The organism is Aeromonas eucrenophila (genome assembly GCF_000819865.1).
Classification (GTDB): Bacteria; Pseudomonadota; Gammaproteobacteria; order Enterobacterales; family Aeromonadaceae; genus Aeromonas; species Aeromonas eucrenophila.
In genome coordinates this window covers 451,375-470,164 of sequence record NZ_CDDF01000011.1, presented here as the reverse complement: position 1 = coordinate 470,164, position 18,790 = coordinate 451,375, and the positions used below count along the sequence as shown (strand labels likewise).

At 61.9% G+C, this 18,790-nt stretch carries 14 protein-coding genes; 7 read left to right on the top strand and 7 right to left on the bottom strand.

Annotation, left to right across the window (positions count from 1 at the left end):
• From BN1124_RS12525 to BN1124_RS12510, 4 genes are all read left to right on the top strand, one after another.
• The coding region (locus tag BN1124_RS12525) for a transketolase-like TK C-terminal-containing protein (protein ID WP_042642321.1) at positions 1 to 1,101 on the top strand (1,101 nt) is incomplete at its 5' end.
• A 260-nt stretch (positions 1,102 to 1,361) separates the two neighbouring features.
• A complete protein-coding gene (locus tag BN1124_RS12520; protein ID WP_042642319.1) occupies positions 1,362 to 1,823 on the top strand; it encodes a GNAT family N-acetyltransferase in 462 nt (153 codons plus the stop codon).
• 207 nt (positions 1,824 to 2,030) lie between these two features.
• A complete protein-coding gene (locus BN1124_RS12515) occupies positions 2,031 to 2,279 on the top strand; it encodes a hypothetical protein (protein ID WP_042642317.1) in 249 nt (82 codons plus the stop codon).
• A 363-nt stretch (positions 2,280 to 2,642) separates the two neighbouring features.
• Positions 2,643 to 3,044 carry a hypothetical protein gene (locus BN1124_RS12510; protein WP_082041597.1) on the top strand — a complete coding sequence of 134 codons (402 nt, stop codon included), beginning with the start codon at positions 2,643 to 2,645 and terminating at the stop codon, positions 3,042 to 3,044.
• Positions 3,045 to 3,184: 140 nt separating this feature from the next.
• Here BN1124_RS12510 and BN1124_RS12505 read toward each other — a convergent pair whose 3' ends face one another.
• The 3 genes from BN1124_RS12505 to BN1124_RS12495 all read right to left on the bottom strand — a co-directional run bounded on the left by BN1124_RS12505 (position 3,185) and on the right by BN1124_RS12495 (position 7,956).
• Positions 3,185 to 4,450, bottom strand: a complete 1,266-nt coding sequence (locus BN1124_RS12505) for a RidA family protein (protein WP_042642315.1) — start codon at positions 4,448 to 4,450, stop codon at positions 3,185 to 3,187.
• A 946-nt stretch (positions 4,451 to 5,396) separates the two neighbouring features.
• Entirely contained in the window at positions 5,397 to 6,509 is a 1,113-nt protein-coding gene (locus BN1124_RS12500; RefSeq protein ID WP_042642312.1) for an anhydro-N-acetylmuramic acid kinase, read from the bottom strand.
• 139 nt (positions 6,510 to 6,648) lie between these two features.
• Positions 6,649 to 7,956 carry a peptidoglycan DD-metalloendopeptidase family protein gene (locus BN1124_RS12495; protein ID WP_042642310.1) on the bottom strand — a complete coding sequence of 436 codons (1,308 nt, stop codon included), beginning with the start codon at positions 7,954 to 7,956 and terminating at the stop codon, positions 6,649 to 6,651.
• 112 nt (positions 7,957 to 8,068) lie between these two features.
• Here BN1124_RS12495 and tyrS point away from each other — a divergent pair, with 112 nt between their 5' ends.
• Positions 8,069 to 9,268: a tyrosine--tRNA ligase gene (gene tyrS / locus BN1124_RS12490; protein ID WP_042642309.1), complete on the top strand. Its 1,200-nt coding sequence runs from the start codon at positions 8,069 to 8,071 to the stop codon at positions 9,266 to 9,268.
• A gap of 67 nt (positions 9,269 to 9,335) precedes the next feature.
• Here the strand turns inward: tyrS and ygjK are convergent, their stop codons facing one another.
• Both ygjK and BN1124_RS12480 read right to left on the bottom strand, forming a co-directional pair.
• Entirely contained in the window at positions 9,336 to 11,816 is a 2,481-nt protein-coding gene (gene ygjK, locus BN1124_RS12485) for an alpha-glucosidase (RefSeq protein ID WP_042642308.1), read from the bottom strand.
• A 302-nt stretch (positions 11,817 to 12,118) separates the two neighbouring features.
• Positions 12,119 to 13,375 (bottom strand): adenylosuccinate synthetase, encoded by a 1,257-nt coding sequence (locus BN1124_RS12480; RefSeq protein ID WP_042642307.1) that lies wholly within the window; start codon positions 13,373 to 13,375, stop codon positions 12,119 to 12,121.
• Between the two features lie 170 nt (positions 13,376 to 13,545).
• On the opposite strand from BN1124_RS12480, the gene BN1124_RS12475 reads away from it, so the two are divergent.
• Complete coding sequence (locus BN1124_RS12475) at positions 13,546 to 14,466, top strand: LysR family transcriptional regulator (RefSeq protein ID WP_042642374.1); 921 nt, start codon at positions 13,546 to 13,548, stop codon at positions 14,464 to 14,466.
• Between the two features lie 87 nt (positions 14,467 to 14,553).
• On the opposite strand, the gene BN1124_RS12470 is transcribed toward BN1124_RS12475, so the two are convergent.
• The gene (locus BN1124_RS12470) at positions 14,554 to 15,888 is read right to left on the bottom strand and encodes a TAXI family TRAP transporter solute-binding subunit (protein WP_042642305.1); all 1,335 of its coding nucleotides are present in this window, start codon (positions 15,886 to 15,888) and stop codon (positions 14,554 to 14,556) included.
• A gap of 350 nt (positions 15,889 to 16,238) precedes the next feature.
• Complete coding sequence (locus tag BN1124_RS12465; RefSeq protein ID WP_042642303.1) at positions 16,239 to 17,381, bottom strand: MalY/PatB family protein; 1,143 nt, start codon at positions 17,379 to 17,381, stop codon at positions 16,239 to 16,241.
• Between the two features lie 164 nt (positions 17,382 to 17,545).
• Here BN1124_RS12465 and BN1124_RS12460 point away from each other — a divergent pair, with 164 nt between their 5' ends.
• Positions 17,546 to 18,718, top strand: coding sequence for an MFS transporter (locus tag BN1124_RS12460; RefSeq protein ID WP_042642301.1), 1,173 nt, complete (start codon positions 17,546 to 17,548; stop codon positions 18,716 to 18,718).
• Positions 18,719 to 18,790: the final 72 nt, after the last annotated feature.

Here is an 18,790-nt window from a genome sequence, read left to right as displayed (position 1 = left end):
GAGAAAGGCACCAAGCTGGAGTCCGACTGGGCTGCCAAGTTCGCCGCCTATGAAGCCGCGCACCCGACCCTGGCCGCCGAATTCAAGCGCCGCACCACTGGCGAGCTGCCGGCCAACTGGGCCGCTGAATCCGCCAAGATCATCGAAACCCTGCAAGCGAACCCGGCCAAGATCGCGACCCGTAAAGCGTCCCAGAACTCTCTGGAAGCCTTCGGCAAGCTGCTGCCCGAGTTCATGGGTGGCTCTGCGGATCTGGCACCGTCCAACCTGACCATGTGGTCCGGCTCCAAGTCCCTGACCAATGAAGATGCCTCCGGCAACTACATTCACTACGGTGTGCGCGAGTTTGCCATGTCCGCCATCATGAACGGCATAGCCCTGCATGGTGGTTTCATCCCCTACGGCGCGACCTTCCTGATGTTCATGGAATACGCCCGCAACGCCCTGCGCATGGCCGCCCTGATGAAGCAGCGTGCCATCTTCGTCTACACCCACGACTCCATCGGTCTGGGTGAAGATGGCCCGACTCACCAGCCGGTTGAGCAGATCGCCTCCCTGCGTCTGACCCCGAACATGAGCACCTGGCGCCCCTGTGACCAGGTGGAATCCGCCATCGCCTGGAAGCACGCCATCGAGCGTCATGACGGCCCGACTGCGCTGATCTTCTCTCGTCAGAACCTGCCGCAAATGGACCGTACCGCCCAGCAACTGGCCGACGTGGCCAAGGGTGGTTATGTGCTGAAGGATTGCGCCGGTACGCCTGAGCTGATCCTGATCGCCACCGGTTCCGAAGTGGAGCTGGCCGTGGCCGCCTACGTCGAGCTGACCGCCAAGGGCCGTGCCGTGCGCGTGGTCTCCCTGCCGGCCACCGACGTGTTCGACGCCCAGTCTGCCGAGTACAAGGAATCCGTGCTGCCGATGAGCGTGACCAAGCGTGTCGCCATCGAAGCGGGCATTGCCGACTACTGGTACAAGTACGTGGGCTTTGGCGGCAAGATCATCGGCATGACCACCTTCGGTGAGTCCGCGCCGGCCGAGCTGCTGTTCAAGGAATTCGGCTTTACCGTGGAAAACGTGGTCGCTACCGCCGAATCCCTGTAATGCCCGCCGGCACCTTGGGCTGAGCTATCGGGCCCAAGCGCTGAGTCGATAAACGCCCCCCATCGCAAGATGGGGGGCGTTTTTTTATGGGCGGCCCAGGGCCCGCTCGCCGGCACAATCCAGTTCCGCACCAGCTGGCGGCTGGATCCGAGTCGGCTGATCGCGTATCAATGGAGCTGGCAGGGCCGCTCGCCGTCACAGGCGACCCTGAAACCTCCAGCAGGATGCTGGCACGATATGAGAGAAGGAGAAGCGCAGGGATGGACATTGGCATCGACAACCTCGAGGGGCCGGAAATCGCCGCGTTCCTGGCGTGTCACCTGGATGACATGAGGGCCAGCTCGCCGCCGGAGAGCAAGCATGCGCTCGATCTCGAGGGGCTCAAGGCGGCGGAGATCACCTTCTGGTCGGCCTATGAGGGGGGCGAGCTCGTCGGTTGTGGCGCCATCAAGGAGCTGGATCGACACAGTGGGGAGATCAAATCCATGCGGGTGCATGATGCCGCCAGGGGCAGGGGGGTGGGCTCCCGCTTGCTGAACCACCTCATCACGACCGCCAACGCGCGGGGCTATCGCTCGCTGAAACTGGAGACCGGTTCAATGGCCTTCTTCAAGCCGGCGCACGCCCTCTACCGCAAGCATGGCTTTCGCGAGTGCGAGCCCTTCGGCAACTACGAGGCAGACCCGAACAGCCTGTTTATGGAGCTGATCATCTGCCGCTGATGATAATTTCATCATTTACCTTCTGTTAGCCGGCACAATAGCAGCGTGTTTAGCTGCCAGCCGGCCCGATCTCCGGTGACATGGACAGCATGATCCTCTATCGAATCATCTGGCTGCTGGTGTTGCTGCCGACTTTCGTGGTGAGCCCCTTCTTCATGTTGATGGGGGTGGCCGCCTTGATGGGGATGGCGACCGAGGGGCTCGCGCTTGGCCACTGGCCACTGGCCGCTGGCACTCTTGCTGCTGTGCGGTGGCGTCGGGCTGCTGACGCTCTCTCGCCTCGACAACCATTTTCGCAACGGCGCCCCTCTCGGTGACCTCAGGCTGCACCTCGCCGGACTGGCGACTGGCGCCCTGGTTGCGATCACCCTGCTGTTTCTGGTCCAGGGGCAATGGCTGTCACTCTGGCCGCTGCTCGCGGCCGGCTACTTTCTGGTGCGTCTCCGCAGGTTGTAAGCAGGGTCTGGCCAGTCGCCATGATGGATGCCGGGCTGGGCGACTTCCATGGCTGATGGGAGGATGAGTGCCTCTGGTCAATCTCCCGCGCTGGAAAGGTGATCCGCCTCGCTTTTTATCCTCATTTTGCTGTGAAATTTGGCGCCATACGATACCATTCTCGGCGGCTGTTACGCCTGTCCAAGGCACCTTGCGGGTGCTTGTCCGGCAGCCTCCATGGTGCAAGCCACACCAGCAGGTTGCTATCGCATCGAGCCTGAGGGGCGCAAAGTACAAGGTCATTCGGGATAATGACCCCTTCTCGCACCAATCGTTGTTAATTATAAAATGTCATGCGGCCTATATTTAAAATGGAGTGTTACGATGCCTTGTTCCATTGTCATCAACAAGTCAGCAAGCAAGTTGCAAGTCAATAAAGATAGCTATGATCTGGATAAAATATCCAATGTACAAGTCAAAGTTCTTTCCTGGAAAGACAAAGTACTCAATATGATGATGTTGGGTGCCATTGCCTCCAGCTTATTGTTTATATTTGTCCCAACGGATGAAAATGGTCAGGTCATCACGTGGCTGTTGCCTGCCGTTGCATTCGTGGTGGGGGCATGTTTGGCGCTGGTGATAAGCATGAAATATGAATTCAGGCTGGAGTTCAGACATGCTGATGAGGTGGGTGTGCAGTGGTTCACCGCCGCAAAGAGCAGAGCCGCCGGTGATTATCAGATGTTCAAGGCGCGGGAAGCTGAGCTTAAGCGTTACATTCAATAAAAAGGTTGCTATTTAAAATAAAGAAAACTGAAGGCTGTATTTTATCGAGCCTGCATGGCAACGATTTATTCCAGATTAGGTTGAATACAACAGGGCCCTGAAATAGTTATTTCAGGGCCCTGTTTTTTTTAATTAACTAATCAGCACCGGGGCGGGGTGCTTTCCGCATTGGACATCACCGCATCCATCTGTACCAGGGCGCCGGCGGGCAGCTCGCTCACACCGATGACGGTACGGGCGGGATGGTAGCTCGGGAAGTACTGGGTGTAGATGGCGTTGACCGCCTCCAGATCCTCGATGTTCTTCACCTGGATATTGACCTTGACGATATCGTCCATCACATGGTCGATGCTCTCGACGATGGTCTTGATATGGCCGAGGCACTGGGCGGTCTGCTCCTTGATGCAACCGGTCAGGATCTTGCCGGTGGTCATATCCAGCGGCAGCTGGCCTGCAATGTGGTTGTAGTGGGAGAAGGCGACGGTCTGGGTATGGAGTGCGCTTCTCGGGGCCTTGTCGGTATTGCGGGCCAAGATCACCAGATTATGTCTGTCTTCCACCAGTTGTGGCGGGGTGCCGTCACCGTGGGAGATCACCGCATCCATCTGCACCAGGGCACCCATTGGCAGGGCAGAGGCGCAGATCACGGAGCGGGCCGGCAGGTAGGCGACGGCGCGGGCGATGGCGGAGTCCGGGAAGAAGGTGGTGTAGACCTCGTTGACGGCGTCGATATCCGCCAGGTTGGTCAGATAGACGGTCACCTTGACGATGTCGTCAAAGGGCACGTCAACACTTTCCAGAACGGCCTTGATGTTGCTCAGGCACTGAGCCGCCTGCTCCTTGATGCCGCCGGCAACCAGTTTGCCCGATGCCCCGTCGACGGGCAGCTGGGCCCCGATGTTGTTGTAGTGGGAGAAGGCAACGGTGTGGGTAGAGAGCGGACTCTGCGGGGCCTTGTCGCTATTGCGGGCCAGCTTGATGAGTGCGCAAGGCGCCTGCGGGAAGGTGCCTTCACCGTTGGAGATGATGGCTTCAATCTGGATCTCTGCGTTCAGCGGCAGGGCGGCCACGGCGAGCACGGTGCGGGTCGGCACATAGCCGGGGAAGAATTCGCGGTACATGTCGTTGACCGCGTCGAGATCTGCGATGTTCTTGAGGAAGATGGTGGTCTTGACCACGTCGTCCATCACATGACCGATGCTCTCGACGATGGCCTTGATATTGGCGAGGCACTGTCTGGTCTGTGCTTTGATATCGCCCTCGATCATCTTGCCTGTTGCGGGATCGACGGGGAGTTGAGCGGAAATATTGTTGTAATGAGAGAAAGCCACGCTCTGGGTATAGGGGCCCAGATCCTGGGGGGCATTAGGAGTATTTCTGGCAGACTTGATGATAATTCCACTCATATCTATGTTCCTCATTCAGTATTAACGCAGAGTACGGTTTGACCCTATCTGATCGCGAGCCAGCCTCGGTGCCATAAATTGGGCAGCCGAGATCTTTTGTGTGACGAATAGCTGGCCAGGATAGGCGGGCTGAGCGGCACGCAACAGGAAGCCGGATCCGCGTCCTCGGTTATTATTGTCAATCCATTCAAATGAGGGATTGGATAAGAGAGGCATGGATGGGGTTGATTATTTCAGACAGGGCGATTCTATGAGTGGCCGAGGGGGGATGCAAACCGGGGATCTCATTTCTATGAAGTGGCTCAATGGTCTGAAAAATAGCCATTTTGCTATTCAATTCATGATGAATATCACCAATTGGCAGTTGAATATGCTGCTTTGACCCGGCGAAGGCAGTGCGGAAAAGGCTCGGTCCCGTGCAGGGTAGCGGCTATCGCTGTGAATGAAGGGTTAATAATATGCAGCATCTTGCAGCTAATCAGCATTATTGTGCATGGATATGTAATTTTTGATTTTCTGGCGGGCTATCTCGACAGCCAAAAGTATGCTAGCTAAAGGACATCTGAATAAGTCTAAAGATGTGTCTGGAATATAATGCATTGATTCTGCATGGCGCTCCTTTCTGCTCTCACCGATATAAAGCTTGAATGCTGATATAAGCACATTCTTTCCTGACAAAGAGCGGGCGTTATATGCCATTAAATTTCAATCGTGAATTGAAGGGGAAAGGTCAAGGGCGAGCAATATAAGGCTCAGGGTAAGAGAGAGGAGAAAAAATAAAGGGGAAGGGGACGGGAAGGATGAGAGCGCCGATGGCCTAGCGACATAAGCGGCGCTGGCGCAGGCCACGTTGCTCGACAGATGACATAACCCAGCGGACAGCATGGCTTGACGGAGGGGAGGGTGAACAGGTGCAGGTCGGGTGGCGCCCGATCTGCACTCGCGGTTATCCGGCGGGATAGAGGGCGCCCAATACCGTCGGGCGACTGGCGCCCGTGACCGCGGGCAGATTGCCCGGCTTGCGCTGGGTAAAGCGCTGCGCCAGCCAAGCGAAGGCGGCTCCTTCCACCCAGTCGGGAGCGAGCCCAAGCTGGGCCGTGCTGGCGAGGCGCCACTGGGGCAGCAGGGCGGCGAGCTCAGCCAGCAGGGGGCCGTTATGGGCGCCGCCGCCGCAGACGAAGAGCTCGGCCTGGCCTTGGGCCTTGTCCAGCGCAGGCAATTGGCGAGCGACGCTGTGGCAGGTCAGTGCCATCAGGGTGCGCTGCACATCCACGGGGGCATAGACGCCGCCTGCCAGCTCGTGGTCTAGCCACTCCAGGGTAAACATCTCCCGCCCGGTGCTCTTGGGCCAGGGGGCGGCGAAGTAGGGGTGGGCCAGCAGCCTGGCCAGCAGGTCGGGGACAAGGGCACCGCTGGCGGCCCAGCGGCCGCCGGCATCATAGTCGCCACCCGCCTCGTGATAGCGGCGATACCAGCCATCGAGCAGGGTGTTGGCGGGGCCGGTGTCGAAGCCGTAAACCCCGGCGGAGTGGCCCGGCAGCACAGAGATATTGGCGATACCGCCGAGGTTCAGCACCACCCGCAGGGCACCCGGATTGGCAAACAGCGCCTGATGGAAGGCGGGCACCAGGGGCGCGCCTTGACCGCCGAGGGCCATGTCGGCGGTGCGAAAATCGGCGATGACATCGATACCGGTGAGCGCCGCCAACAAGGCAGCGTTGCCGATCTGCAGGGTAAAGCCGAGGGCCGGGCGATGGCGAATGGTCTGGCCGTGGGAGCCGATGGCGCGAATATCACAAGGTGCAAGTCCAGCCTTGGCGAGCAGGGCCTGGGTGGCGGCGGCAAATTCCTGCGCCACCAGGTTATCGGCGACCCCCAAGCGATCTATCTCGTTCTCACCAGGGACGCAAAGGGCGTGCAACTCGCGGGCCGTGTCGCTCGGCCAGGGGTGGCAGAGGGCGGCTTCGACCCGTAGCGCATCCCCATCCGTTTCGATCAGCACGGCGTCTATGCCATCGAGGCTGGTGCCCGACATCAATCCGATATAGCGCTCAGTCATGATATGCCCCTGCTTGTTGAGAACATGCGTGCGAAACCCAGGGTAGAGGCAGAAGGCCTGCATCGATACCAGAGCATATACCGATACCCGACATCGGCCCGATAGTACGCTCTTTCATCCCACACTCCCTGGCGGCGGGTTAGATGCCGCCACTGTCCTGTTTATGCTGCGCCAGCTGCAGCTCGTTGCTATCGAGTTTTGCCAGCTGTGGCATGGCCTGGGCCTTGAAGCTGGCCAGCTCTCGCCCGCTCAGGGTCTCCGCCTGGGGCAGATCCAGGGTGCGCGGGTTCTTGTGCACGCCTCCTACCACAAATTCATAGTGCAGGTGCGGGCCCGTGACCCGCCCGGTGCCGCCCAAGAGGCCTATGGTCTGGCCCTGCTTGACCCGCTGGCCCTTGTTGACGCTGAGCTTGGAGAGGTGCAGGTACTTGGTCACATAGTTGCCGGCGTGCTTGATGAAGACGTAGTTGCCGTTGAACTGGTTGTAACCCGCTGCCACCACGCTGCCGCCGCCCGCCGCCATGATGGGGGTGCCCACCGGCGCCACGTAGTCGATGCCGTTGTGGGGGCGCACCTTGCCGGTGACCGGGTGCAGGCGGCGCGGGTTGAAGTTGGAGCTGATGTATTTGAAGTTGACCGGCGCGCGCAGGAAGCTCTTGCGCATCGCCTTGCCCTCCGGTGTGTAGTAGTTGCCATCGTCGTTCAGCACGGCGCGGTAGATGGCGCCCTGGTTGATGAACTCGGCGGCCAGGATGTCGCCGGAGGCGACCCGCTCGTCATCCTGATACTTGTCCTGATAGACCACCCGGAAGCTGTCTCCAGGCTGCAAGTCCTGGGCGAAGTCGATGTCCCAGCCGAAGATGGCGGCGAGATCCATGATCTGATCCTCGGTCATGCCGGCTTCGGCGGCGGCGCCCCAGAAGCTGGAGCGGATCTCGCCCTTGGCCACCTGTTCGCGGGTATCGAGCTCGAGCTTGACCTGGCGGGCGACGAAGCCCTCGGCCTTGCGGCTGACCTTCAGCGCCTGCTCCAGGCTGTGGGGGTAATAGAGGCTGTGCAGATCGCCGCCCTTGGTGAGCTTGAAGGTGAGCTCCTGCCCCGGCTGCAGGGTGCGCAGGGGGTTGGTGGCCTCCAGCTGGGCGATGAGGTAGAGATCGCTGGCGCTGAGGCCGAGGCGCTGGAAAATGACCTGCATGTTGTCACCGGCGCGCACCTTCACCTGCTTGGTGACGTAACTCGGCTTGGCGGCCTTCTGTGCCAGGGCCTGAGGCTGCGCCTCGCCGTCATCGAGGGGGGAGGCATCGGCGAGGGGGTCGTCATCGTTGACCCGGGTGGCGACGGCCTGTTCGCTTGGCCAGGCTGCCAGCATCATCACCATGATGCTCAAGATCAGCACCATCTTGCGGTGCCAGGTAGGAAGAGAGTTGAAGGCGTTCCAAATAATCATCGAGGCGGACGGGTCGAGAGAGAAAGAGTGTCGGATTTTACAGCCTTTCCAATTGGCCCGCCATTCCAGTAATATGTTTGGCCCTGTGGAATCGTGATTGGAGAGTCAAAAAATGTCCCAGCTCGAGGTGGCGCTAGCCGAGATCAAGCGCGGAGCGGAAGAAATTCTGGTGGAAGAAGAACTTGTCGCCAAGTTGAAGGAAGGGCGCCCGCTGCGCATCAAGCTGGGGATGGACCCGACGGCTCCCGACATTCATCTCGGCCACACCGTGATCCTCAACAAGCTGAAGACCTTCCAGGATCTGGGGCACGAGATCATCCTGCTGATCGGCGACTTCACCGCCATGGTGGGGGATCCCTCCGGCAAGAACGCCACCCGTCCGCCGCTCTCCGAAGAGGCCATCAAGCACAACGCCCTCACCTATGCGGAGCAGGCGTTCAAGATCCTGGATCCCGCGAAGACCCGCATCGAGTACAACTCCACCTGGCTCAAGGAGCTCGGCGCGACCGGCATGATCAAGCTGGCGGCCAAGCAGACAGTGGCCCGCATGATGGAGCGCGACGACTTCAAGAAGCGCTACTCCGGCGGCCAGTCCATCGCCATTCACGAATTCCTCTACCCGCTGCTGCAAGGCTATGACTCGGTCGCGCTGAAGGCGGACGTGGAGCTCGGCGGTACCGATCAGAAGTTCAACCTGCTGATGGGCCGTGAGCTGCAAAAAGACGCCGGCATGGCGACCCAGTGCGTGCTGATGATGCCGCTGCTGGTGGGTCTGGACGGCGTCAAGAAGATGTCCAAGTCCGCCGCCAACTACATAGGCGTGCACGATGCCCCGGGCGAGATGTTCGGCAAGATCATGTCCATCACCGACGATCTGATGTGGAACTACTACGAGCTGCTCTCCTTCCGCCCGCTGACCGAGATCGAAGGCTTCAAGGCCGGCATCGCTGCCGGTACCCTGAATCCGCGCGACGTGAAGATCTGGCTGGCCAAAGAGATCATCACCCGCTACCACGACGCCGCGGCGGCCGAAGCGGCCCACGAGGACTTCACCCAGCGCTTCTCCAAGAACGCCATCCCGGACGAGATGCCGGAAGTCGAGCTGGCCCTGGAAGGGGAAGGCCTGCCCATCGCCAACCTGCTCAAGGATGCCGGTCTGGTGGACACCACCTCCGAGGCGCTGCGCATGATCAAGCAGGGCGCGGTCAAGCGTGACGGCGACAAGCTGGACGATGGCAAGGCACTCATCGGTGCCGGCACTGCCGTCTATCAGGTCGGCAAGCGCAAGTTTGCCCGGGTGACGGTCAAGTAAGCCAAACCCTCCTGAAAATAAAGGCCTCCATATGGAGGCCTTTTTGTTGGCTCATTGCCGCCGGGGATCAGCCCTCGTTTTTAAGGAAGTTGCGATACAGCATATAGAGGTGGGCCGAGCTCCAGCTGAAGTTGCTGGCCCCCTGCATGGCGCCTGTCTCCGGGTTGTAGTTCTCGCGGATCGGGCCGCTGCCCGCCAGCCCCTCGGCGTTGGCGAACAGTTTGTTGACCAGCGCCTGGGCGTCGCTGCGATAGCCGTAGTTCTCCAGCCCCTTCACCCCGAAGTAGAACTGATCCAGCCAGACCCGGCCGCGCCAGTAGATGTTCGGGTCATAGGCCGGGTTGGTCAGCGCCGCCGTGCCGAGCGGCACCTTGGTGTTGAACTCCTGGCTGCTCAGCATCACCTCGCGCACCCGCGCCGCCTTCTCCTTGTCCGCCACCTCGGCCCAGAGCGGGCTCCAGCCTTCCGGGCCCCGGCCACGGGCGGTCAGCAGCTTGCCGACGCAGCCGTTGGCGTCTGCTACGTCGCCTTGATGGATCTGGCGATCGTAATAGAAGCCGGAGGCCTCATCGAACAGGCAGGTATTGATGTAGCTGGCGAGCTGGGTGGCGCCCTCGCGATAGCGGCTCGCCTCGTCCGGTTTGCCGAGCAGGTCGGCCATGTCCGCCAGGATGCGCTTCTCCTTGGCAAGGAAGGCGTTGAGCTCCACCGACTCCTGATCGATGGAGAAGCCGATGAGGCTGCCGTCATCCTCGTGGTTTTCGAAGAAGGCGACGTTCCAGTCCTGGCGCGCCTTGGCCAGATCCCCGCCATAGGTCTTGTCGGCGTAGCGCTGCAACTGATCTTGCTCGATGAAGCCGAAGCGGGCGGCGTTGTCCATGCCGGACTCCCAGCCGGCGCCGTGCTGGGCACCTATGTCCATGTCGCTGTAGCCGCCGACGGCGAGCACCTGCTGGTAGAGCGACATGCCGGCGCAGGCATACCAGCCATCCCCCTCGGGGGGGCAGCTCGACAGATCGACCCCGTCCGGTACCGCGCCGCTGTACTGCACCTTGAAGGTGATATTGCCGAACTCGTCGTTGTGCTCGACGTGCCTGGTTGCACCGTATTCGATGATGCCGTTGTGGTTGTTGTCCCGCGCCCTGTACCACCAGTCGTGGTAGGCCTGGATCTTCGGATACATCTCGGCGATGAAGGCCTCGTCCTGGGTCGTGCTGTAAATTTCCCAGATGGCCCAGGCGGAGAGGGGTGGCTTGGTGTCGCGCTCGTTCCAGTTGCCACCGTCACCGCCCCGATCGGAGAGCTTGTTGTAGAAGACGGCGTCGATCACCATGCCGGCGTCCTGGGGGCGCACCGGATCATTGGGCTGAACCTGGTAGTCATACATGGCGCGCACGTTGTTCTTGGCCACCTCCGGGTTGAAGTGAGCCATGGCGTAGGCGTGCTTCCAGCTGTCCCAGGCCCAGACACCATCGAACCAGCGGGCGGTGTTGGACGGCGTCACCCCGTCGTGGAGGATGGCGCCGGCCGGGGATCGCCAGTTGCCGTTGAGGGTCTCCATCGCCTTGACCGCGATGCGCCGTTCGGATTCGCTGATGCCCTGATTGGAGAGGCCGCGCTCCAGATAACCTTCCCAGCGGCGAATGGAGTCGTCGAAATAGCTGGCGGGCTTGGCCAAGAGAGCCTGGCGGCTCTGCTCGAAGCGGCTCGCCTCATCGCTCGAGTGCACATAGCTCTGTAGGGTGAACACATCCTGCTGGCCCTTGGCGGCCAGGGTGAGGCTGGCCTCGCTCACATAGCCGAGCGCCTTCTCATCCAGGGTGGTGCGGGTCGGCAGGGTGCGATCGATGCGATAGCGAGCGCTGCCGCTCTGCATGATGTTCCAGGTGCTGCGCAGCTCGCCGAACTGGAACTCGACGCCCTGTTCGCTTTGGCTGATGGTGCGAGTCCAGTCCGGGTATTGCTCGGCCACCGTCTTCTTGGCATCCCACTGCTGGAGCAGCTCACCCTGCCAGCTGAGGTTCAAGGTGAGCGGCGCGTCCTGGTTGTTGATGAGGCGAGTGCGGATCAGCGCAGTGCGGGTATCGCCGTAGCGCAGCTCCAGCTCCAGGGTAAAGGGCTCGAACTCGAAGCGCTGAATGAGCGCCCCCGGGATGGCGTGGATGTCGTGCTTGCTGGCGGCGGTGAGCGGGTATGAGCGGCCGCTCTCGTCGCTCAGGGTCAGCTTGTCCAGCTCGCTGGCGAAGAACAGGCTGTACTCCTCGGCGATCACCATGGGGCCGGTGAAGCCCCCCCATTCGCTCTCGCTGGCGGGCAGCAGGAAGCCGTGCCAGACCCCCAGATCCAGCAGCGGGTTGTACTTGAGGTTGGAATAGCTGTCAAAGTCCCGGAACTGGAGCGGGGTGCCGCTGCGATCGATCACGTTCTGATACTGGCTCGCCAGGGTCGCAGTGGGTGGGGTCGGGGCACTGGAGTCATTGCCGTTGCAGGCGGCCAGGCCAAACAGAGCGACGCCGAGGGCGACGGAAAGTAAATTTTTACGAAACATATCTCGCTCCAATTACGATTTTGTAGGTTAAGGAAGGTGCTTTTTTTGTGTTTATTTTAGTGAAATCGTTTTCCAGGAGCATTGTAGGGCAATGAAAGGGGAAAGTTTGGGGCTGTGTCACAGTCTGGAGGCGGGGTTGTGTGAGCCATGTCACCCGGTTACACGGGGTTACATAGAAGTTATTTTTAGTAACTATTTACTGGTGGTGAGCCGAGGGCGACTGAGGGGGCAGAATGAGGGATAAAAAAAACCGGCCTCGATGAGGCCGGTTTTGACATCTTGCAGAGAGAAGACTGTGCTGCTTAGCGCAGGATCATCTGCTCACGACCCGGGCCGACGGAGACCATGGGCACAGGAACGCCCAGCAGGGCTTCGATACGCAGCACATAGTGCTGGGCAGCCTTGGGCAGGTCTTCGAACTTGCGGATGTGGGAGATGTCTTCGCTCCAGGCTTCCATCGACTCGTACACCGGCTTGAGACCGGCGGTCTGCGGCCAGATCGGGTTCTCGGTGTTGGCACCTTCGTAGGCGACGCAGATCTTCAGATCCGGCATCCCGGAGAGGCAGTCCAGCTTGGTCAGCGCGATCTCGTTGGCGGCCTGAATTTCCAGACCCTGCTTGGTAGCGACGGCGTCGAAGTAGCCGATGTCACGGGGACGGCCGGTGGTGGCGCCGAACTCGTTGGCGAACTTGCGGAACTCGTCCTGGTTCTCCATGGCGGTGATCAGGGTGCCGGTACCGACGGAGGTACTGAACGCCTTGGCCACGGCGATGACGCGCTCGGGGCGCAGGGCCGGCAGGCCGCCACCGATGCCGGCGTAGGCGCCGGAAACGTGGGAAGAAGTCACCCAGGGGTACTCACCGTAGATGAGGTCACGGCCGGCGCCCAGCTGGGCTTCGAACAGCAGGGTGCCGTTCTGGGCCTGGATGGCCTTGAGCGGCTCGCTGACGTTGCAGATGGCATCGCGCCAGGGGGCGGACACTTCCAGCAGCCAGTCGGCCATTTCCTGGGCGGTCTGGCTGAACTCGAAGCTCGGGTAGAGGGCTTTCAGTTGCGGCAGTTTCCAGTCGAGAAAGAATTGAATGCGCTCGACCAGCACGTCCGGCTGTTTCAGCCAGCCCACCAGGATTGCCTTTTTCATGACCCGATCACCGTAAGCCGGGGCTATGCCCTGACGGGTGGAGCCATAGGCGCCGTCACCCAGACGGACTTCTTCCAGGGTGTCTTCCAGCGCGTGGATCGGCAGGCAGAAGGTGGCGCGATCGGAGATGGCGAGCTTGGGAGTCACGCCGGCGGCCTTCACTTCGGCCAGCTCTTTGGTCAAGGGCTCCGGGCTGATGACCATGCCTGGGCCGAGGACAACCAGGCAATCCGGGTTGAAGACGCCGCTCGGCAGCTGGTGCAGCTTGAAGGTGCCGAGATCGTTGACCACGGTGTGGCCGGCGTTGTTGCCGCCCTGGAAGCGGATGCTGGCGGCGGATTCACCTGCCAGATAATCGACGATGCGGCCTTTGCCTTCATCACCCCAGTTAGCACCTACGACTACGATAGACGACATGACTCATTCTCCTAAGACGTTAGGCGTTCATCCTAGGAGCCTGGGGTGGATTAGAAAAATTAATTATCTTTATAATTCCAATAAGGAAGTCATATAATTGTGGCCAATTTATCGGCACACACAGTGTCATGGTGCGCCAAGCCGCGCCAGCGCTGGATGAGAACGTCTTCATGCTGGATATCCACTGGTTAAATACCTTCGTCACCCTGGCCCGTTTGCAACACTTCGGCCAGACCGCCACCGAACTGCACATGACTCAGCCCAACGTCAGCCTGCACCTCAAGAACCTGGAGCAGGCGACCCGGGTCAAGCTCATCGAGCGCAGTCCGTTTCGTCTGACCCAGGCCGGCGAGCGATTGCTGCAAAGCGCCGAGCGCGCCATCAACGAGCTGCAGTTGTGCCAGTCCGATCTCAACGCCCTCAATCAGCACAGCCAGGGGACGCTGGCCATCGCCGCCAGCGACATTCTCTCGCGCCTCTTGCTGATCCAGCCGTTCCAGCGCTTCAAGCAGGCTTTTCCGGGCATCGATCTCACCCTGTTCAACACCACCTCGGATCAGGCGGCTGAGCTGGTCAAGACGGGCCGGGCGGATCTGGGCTTCGTGATGGCGCAAAAGCGCAGCGAGCCGCTCTCTTACACCGAGTTGCAGCAGGTGACCTGGTGCGCCCTCGGCCACGGGCTGGCGCGCTGGCAGGGCAGGGCGAGGATCGGGGTGGATGAGCGCAAGAGCGATCCCCAGGACGAGCCCACGCTCATCCTGCTGGGGCACGACACCCGCACCCGGGCCTTGATCGACCCCTCCTTGCCGCTCCTGGGGTTGCCCCCCTGCCGCATCATGGAGGTGGGCAGCGTGGACGCCCAGCTCGACTGGGCCGAGGCAGGGTTCGGGGTCGCCATAGTGCCGGACTTCTCCTTGCACCCTCGCCTCAAGCTGACAGCCCCCGTGACCCGGCTGACCGACTTCCCCGCCACCAGCCTGGGGTACGTGGTGCGCCAGAATCAGGTGTTGTCGCGGGCCATCAAGCAGCTGTTGCACTGGGTGGAGGAGGAGATCCAGCGCCCCGAGCCGTTGCCGGGTGCCACGCCGTGAGCCCGGCCGCAGAGTAGAGAAATGACCTGTATCGGAATGAAGAGAGGCCACCCTTGGGTGGCCTCTCTCGTTGCGGGCTCGCCTGCATCATTGGGCAGGGGCGATATCCTGAGTCGGTGCGGCGCCGCTCGGCGCAGGCGGGGTCGCCTTGGCGGGTTGCTCTCCGCTCGTCACGGCGGAGGGGCTGGGGGCGGCGGTGCCCGTCAGCTTGCCGCCCTGCTCCACGGCGGCCCCTTCGAGCACTGGATTCGCGGCCGGTTCGGTTGCCGTGGCTGCCGAGCTGGTGGGCAGGGTAGCACCAGGGGCATGTTCGGATTGCGTGGCGGGGGCACCTTCCGGGGAGGGAGCCCCGCTCTCGCCTGTAGACTCGTCCGTGGGCAGCGGGCCCGAGGTAGGCACCGCCGCTGAGGGGCTGAGGGATTCTGGCAGCAGGCTGGGCTGCGCATCCTGCATCCCTGGGTGAGGCGGGATGATGTCATCCGCCAGCATGGATTCCAGGGTGAGGGTGGTCAGCGCCGGGTGCAAGCGGGTGAACTGCTTGAGGTTGTTGGTGAGCACGTCACGCACGGTGCGCACCTCGGTCTCGGGCAGGCTCGCCAGCGCTACCAGCTCGGCGGTGACGGCGAAGGTGTTGACGCCACCGGCCTGACCCGGGTAGAGGTTGGCACCGATGCGGCTGCGCTGGTAATAGGGGTGCTGCTTGAGCAGCTTGTCGATCTGCTCTCCCTCGATGGGGATGAGGCGCGCCTTGCAGCGACCGGTCAGGTCCCCTATCCCCTGATTGGGGTGGCCGGCGACCAGGAAGGCGGCATCCAGAGTGCCGTTGCAGAGCCCCTCCAGCCGGTTGCCGGGGGTGGCCACCGGCGGCACAGCGAAGCTGCTCTCCTGCCAGCCCATGGCATCGAGCAGCGCCTGGCTGGCGGCCCTGCCCCCGGAGTCCAGGCTGCCCAGATCGACCCGCTTGCCCTCGATGTCGGCCAGGGTGGTGATGTTGCTGGTGGCGCTGGCGAGCAGGGTCAGCGACTCCTGATGGAGCCGGAACAGGCTGCGCAGCTGATCATTGGGGGCCTGGCCTGCGAAGGGGCCGCTGCCGTGGGCCGCATGGTACAAGACATCCGACTGGATCAGCGCCAGCTGGACGTCGCCCTTGGCCAGCGCCACCAGGTTGGCGAGGGAGCCGGCGGTGCTCTGCACCGTGCAGTGCAGCCGATTCTGGCTGTTGTCTTCATTGAGCAGGCGGCAGATGGCGCCACCGGTCGGGTAGTAGACGCCGTTGAGCGCACCCGTGCCTATGGTGACATAGGCGGGGGCGGCCGACAGCGGCAGTGCCAGCACGCCGGCCAGCACGCCGGCCAGCAAGGCGGCCAGCCAGGGCAGGCTTGTGCTTGGGATGAACAGGTGGCGCAGGGCTCGTGGGTGCATAGTGAACCGGATCAATGGCTGAAAAAATGGGATGAGCCAGGCTCATCCCGTCATGAGTCACATCTATATCAGATGTTAGCCCGAATGGCTTGCTCCATACGGGTAAGGGCCTCGGTGAGCAGTGCCCCGGTGCAGCCGGCGTTTGGCCGCACGACCTTGGTCAGACGCAGCGCTGGAAGATGGCTTTCTCCATACGGGCAAGCGCCTCGACCAGGCGTGCCCTGGTGCAGCCGGGGTTTGACCGCACGACCTTGGTCAGACGCAGCGCTGAAAGATGGCTTTCTCCATGCGGGCCAGCGCCTCGACCAGGCGCGCCCTGGTGCAACCGGTGTTTGGTTGCACGACCTTGGTCAGGCGCAGCGCTGAAAGATGGCTTTCTCCATGCGGGCAAGGGCCTCGACCAGGCGAGCCCTGGTGCAGCCAAAGTTGAGCCGCACGAACTGGCCATCGCCAAACTGGGCGCCAGGAGAGAGCCCCACACCGGCCTGCTCGAAGAAGGCGACGGGGTCATCCAGCCCGAGGGCACTCATGTCTATCCAGGCGAGGTAGGTGGCCTGATGGCGCGCCAGCTTGACGCCGGGCCAGCGGGCGACGGCCTGCTCTATCAGAGCCAGGTTGGCGGTCAGATAATCGAGCTGCTCGGTAAGCCACTGCTCGCCCCCCTCGTAGGCCGCCTCTGCCGCCACGAAGCCCAGCAGGTTGACGTCGGCACTGATGCCGCGCATGGCCTGTTGCAGCTTGAGCCGCAGCCTGGCATTGGGGATCACGGCGAAGGAGCAGCACAGGCCCGCGATGTTGAAGGTCTTGCTCGGTGCCATCATCACGGCGCTGCGCTCGGCCGCCGAAGGGCTGAGGGCGCCGTAGGGAATGTGGCGCGCGTTCTTGTCCAGCAGCAGATCGCAGTGGATCTCGTCCGAGCAGACCACCAGGTTGTGACGCTCGGCGATGGCGTCGATGGCCAGCAGCTCTTCGCGGGTGAAGATGGTACCGCCCGGGTTGTGCGGGTTGCACAGCAGCAGCAGATCTGCCGAAGGGGCCTGACGCTCGAGTTCTTCCAGATCCAGCACCCAGCGTCCGGCCTCCTCAATCATGGGCACGGTGAGCAGGGGGCGGTCGTTGAAACCCGGCGCCTGCAGGAAGGGATAGTAGACCGGCTTGGGGGTGATGATGCCGCGGCCATGCTGGCTCCAGGCCTTGCAGGCCAGGTTCAGACCCGGCACCACGCCCGGCAGGAAGACGATCCACTCGGGCGCTATGGTCCAGTCGTAGCGCTGCTGCAGCCGGGTCTGGATGAGTTCGATCAAGCGCGGGGAGGGACGGGAGTAGCCGAAGATGCCGTGGGCCACCCGTTGGGTCAGGGCCTCAATCACGGCTGGCGGGGAGGCGAAGTCGGTGTCGGCCACCCACATGGGCAGCACATCCTGCTCCTTGTACTTGTCCCATTTCAGGCTCATGGTGTGGCGGCGGTCTATCTCCCGATCAAAATCAAACATGTGAAATCCTTGTTCTGGCCCAATGGACTTTCAATGTACGGGGTCGGGGACGGGCTCGCAAGCCTTGAGGTCGCTGTTGATAATGGCATAAAATAATTGTCGTCATGCTATACGCCCGCCGGCCTCTGACTCCTTTTCCTGTTCCATATCAATGGTATCTCTCTATGAGTTTGCTGACTGCTGCCCGCAAGAGGCCGGACCCCGTCTCTCTTTCCTTCCTCGCCGTGACCTTCATGACCGGGGTGGCGGTGGCGTTGCAAGTGCCCACCCTGAGCCTGTTCCTCGCCGAGGAGGTGCAGGTGCGCCCCTTCCTGGTGGGGCTGTTCTACACGGTCAACGCCGTGATCGGCATCCTCATCAGCCAGTGGCTCGGCCACAGATCCGACAGCAAGGGGGATCGCAAGCAGCTGATCCTGCGCTGCTGTTTCGCCGGCATAGTGCTCTCACTGCTGTTTGCCTGGAACCGCCAATACTGGCTGCTGGTGAGCCTCGGGGTAGTGCTGGCGAGCCTGACCGCCACCGCCAGTCCCCAGCTGTTTGCCTTGGCGCGGGAGTACGCCGACAGTCGCAACAAGCGCGCCGACATGTTCAGCTCCGTGCTGCGGGCCCAGTTCTCCCTGGCCTGGGTGATAGGGCCGCCGGCCGCCTTCGCACTTGCCATCGGTTATGGCTTCGAGGTGATGTATCTGGCCTCGGCCTTTGCCTACCTCGTCTGCGCCTTCGTGGTCTGGCGCTGGTTGCCCTCCCTGCCGCTGCCCAAGTCCAGCGGCGATGGGGAGCGGGTCAGCAGCTGGAAGGATCCCTCGGTGCGGGCGCTGTTCATCGCCTCCACCCTGATGTGGACCTGCAACAGCATGTACCTCATCAATATGCCGCTCTACATCACCCGTGAGCTGGGGCTGGAGGAGAAGCTGGCCGGGATACTGATGGGCACGGCGGCGGCGCTCGAGATCCCCTTCATGCTGCTGGCGGGCTACTACACCCGACGCTTTGGCAAGAGACCCATGATGTTGCTGGCGGTGCTGGCCGGGGTCGGTTTCTACGTGGGGCTGGTGACACTGTCGAGCCAGCAGGCGCTGATCGGCTTGCAACTGCTCAACGCCATCTTTATCGGCATAGTTGCGGGCATCGGCATGTCCTACTTCCAGGATCTGATGCCGGGCCGCGCCGGGGTGGCGACCACCCTGTTCGCCAATAGCATCCGCACCGGCTCCATCATGGCGGGGGCGATCGCGGGGACAGTGGCGGAGATCTGGAGTTTCCACGGGGTCTTCATGGTCGCCACCGTACTGGCGCTGGCGGCGCTGGCCGCCTGCTGGCGGGTACCCAATGTGTGAGGATTACCAGGTGTCATCGGCTAAGGGGGAGCGGGAGGCAAGGTAGAGGGCGAGGCGTTAGATCAGCCAGCC

What these genes read in the sequence shown, in the direction of transcription:
- BN1124_RS12460 (WP_042642301.1), top strand. Translation starts at nt 17,546, where the DNA reads ATGAGTTTGCTGACTGCTGCCCGCAAGAGGCCGGACCCCGTCTCTCTT.
- ygjK (WP_042642308.1), bottom strand. Translation starts at nt 11,816, where the DNA reads ATGTTTCGTAAAAATTTACTTTCCGTCGCCCTCGGCGTCGCTCTGTTT.
- BN1124_RS12465 (WP_042642303.1), bottom strand. Translation starts at nt 17,381, where the DNA reads ATGTTTGATTTTGATCGGGAGATAGACCGCCGCCACACCATGAGCCTG.
- BN1124_RS12470 (WP_042642305.1), bottom strand. Translation starts at nt 15,888, where the DNA reads ATGCACCCACGAGCCCTGCGCCACCTGTTCATCCCAAGCACAAGCCTG.
- BN1124_RS12505 (WP_042642315.1), bottom strand. Translation starts at nt 4,450, where the DNA reads ATGAGTGGAATTATCATCAAGTCTGCCAGAAATACTCCTAATGCCCCC.
- BN1124_RS12520 (WP_042642319.1), top strand. Translation starts at nt 1,362, where the DNA reads ATGGACATTGGCATCGACAACCTCGAGGGGCCGGAAATCGCCGCGTTC.
- BN1124_RS12475 (WP_042642374.1), top strand. Translation starts at nt 13,546, where the DNA reads ATGCTGGATATCCACTGGTTAAATACCTTCGTCACCCTGGCCCGTTTG.
- BN1124_RS12480 (WP_042642307.1), bottom strand. Translation starts at nt 13,375, where the DNA reads ATGTCGTCTATCGTAGTCGTAGGTGCTAACTGGGGTGATGAAGGCAAA.
- BN1124_RS12495 (WP_042642310.1), bottom strand. Translation starts at nt 7,956, where the DNA reads ATGATTATTTGGAACGCCTTCAACTCTCTTCCTACCTGGCACCGCAAG.
- tyrS (WP_042642309.1), top strand. Translation starts at nt 8,069, where the DNA reads ATGTCCCAGCTCGAGGTGGCGCTAGCCGAGATCAAGCGCGGAGCGGAA.
- BN1124_RS12510 (WP_082041597.1), top strand. Translation starts at nt 2,643, where the DNA reads ATGCCTTGTTCCATTGTCATCAACAAGTCAGCAAGCAAGTTGCAAGTC.
- BN1124_RS12500 (WP_042642312.1), bottom strand. Translation starts at nt 6,509, where the DNA reads ATGACTGAGCGCTATATCGGATTGATGTCGGGCACCAGCCTCGATGGC.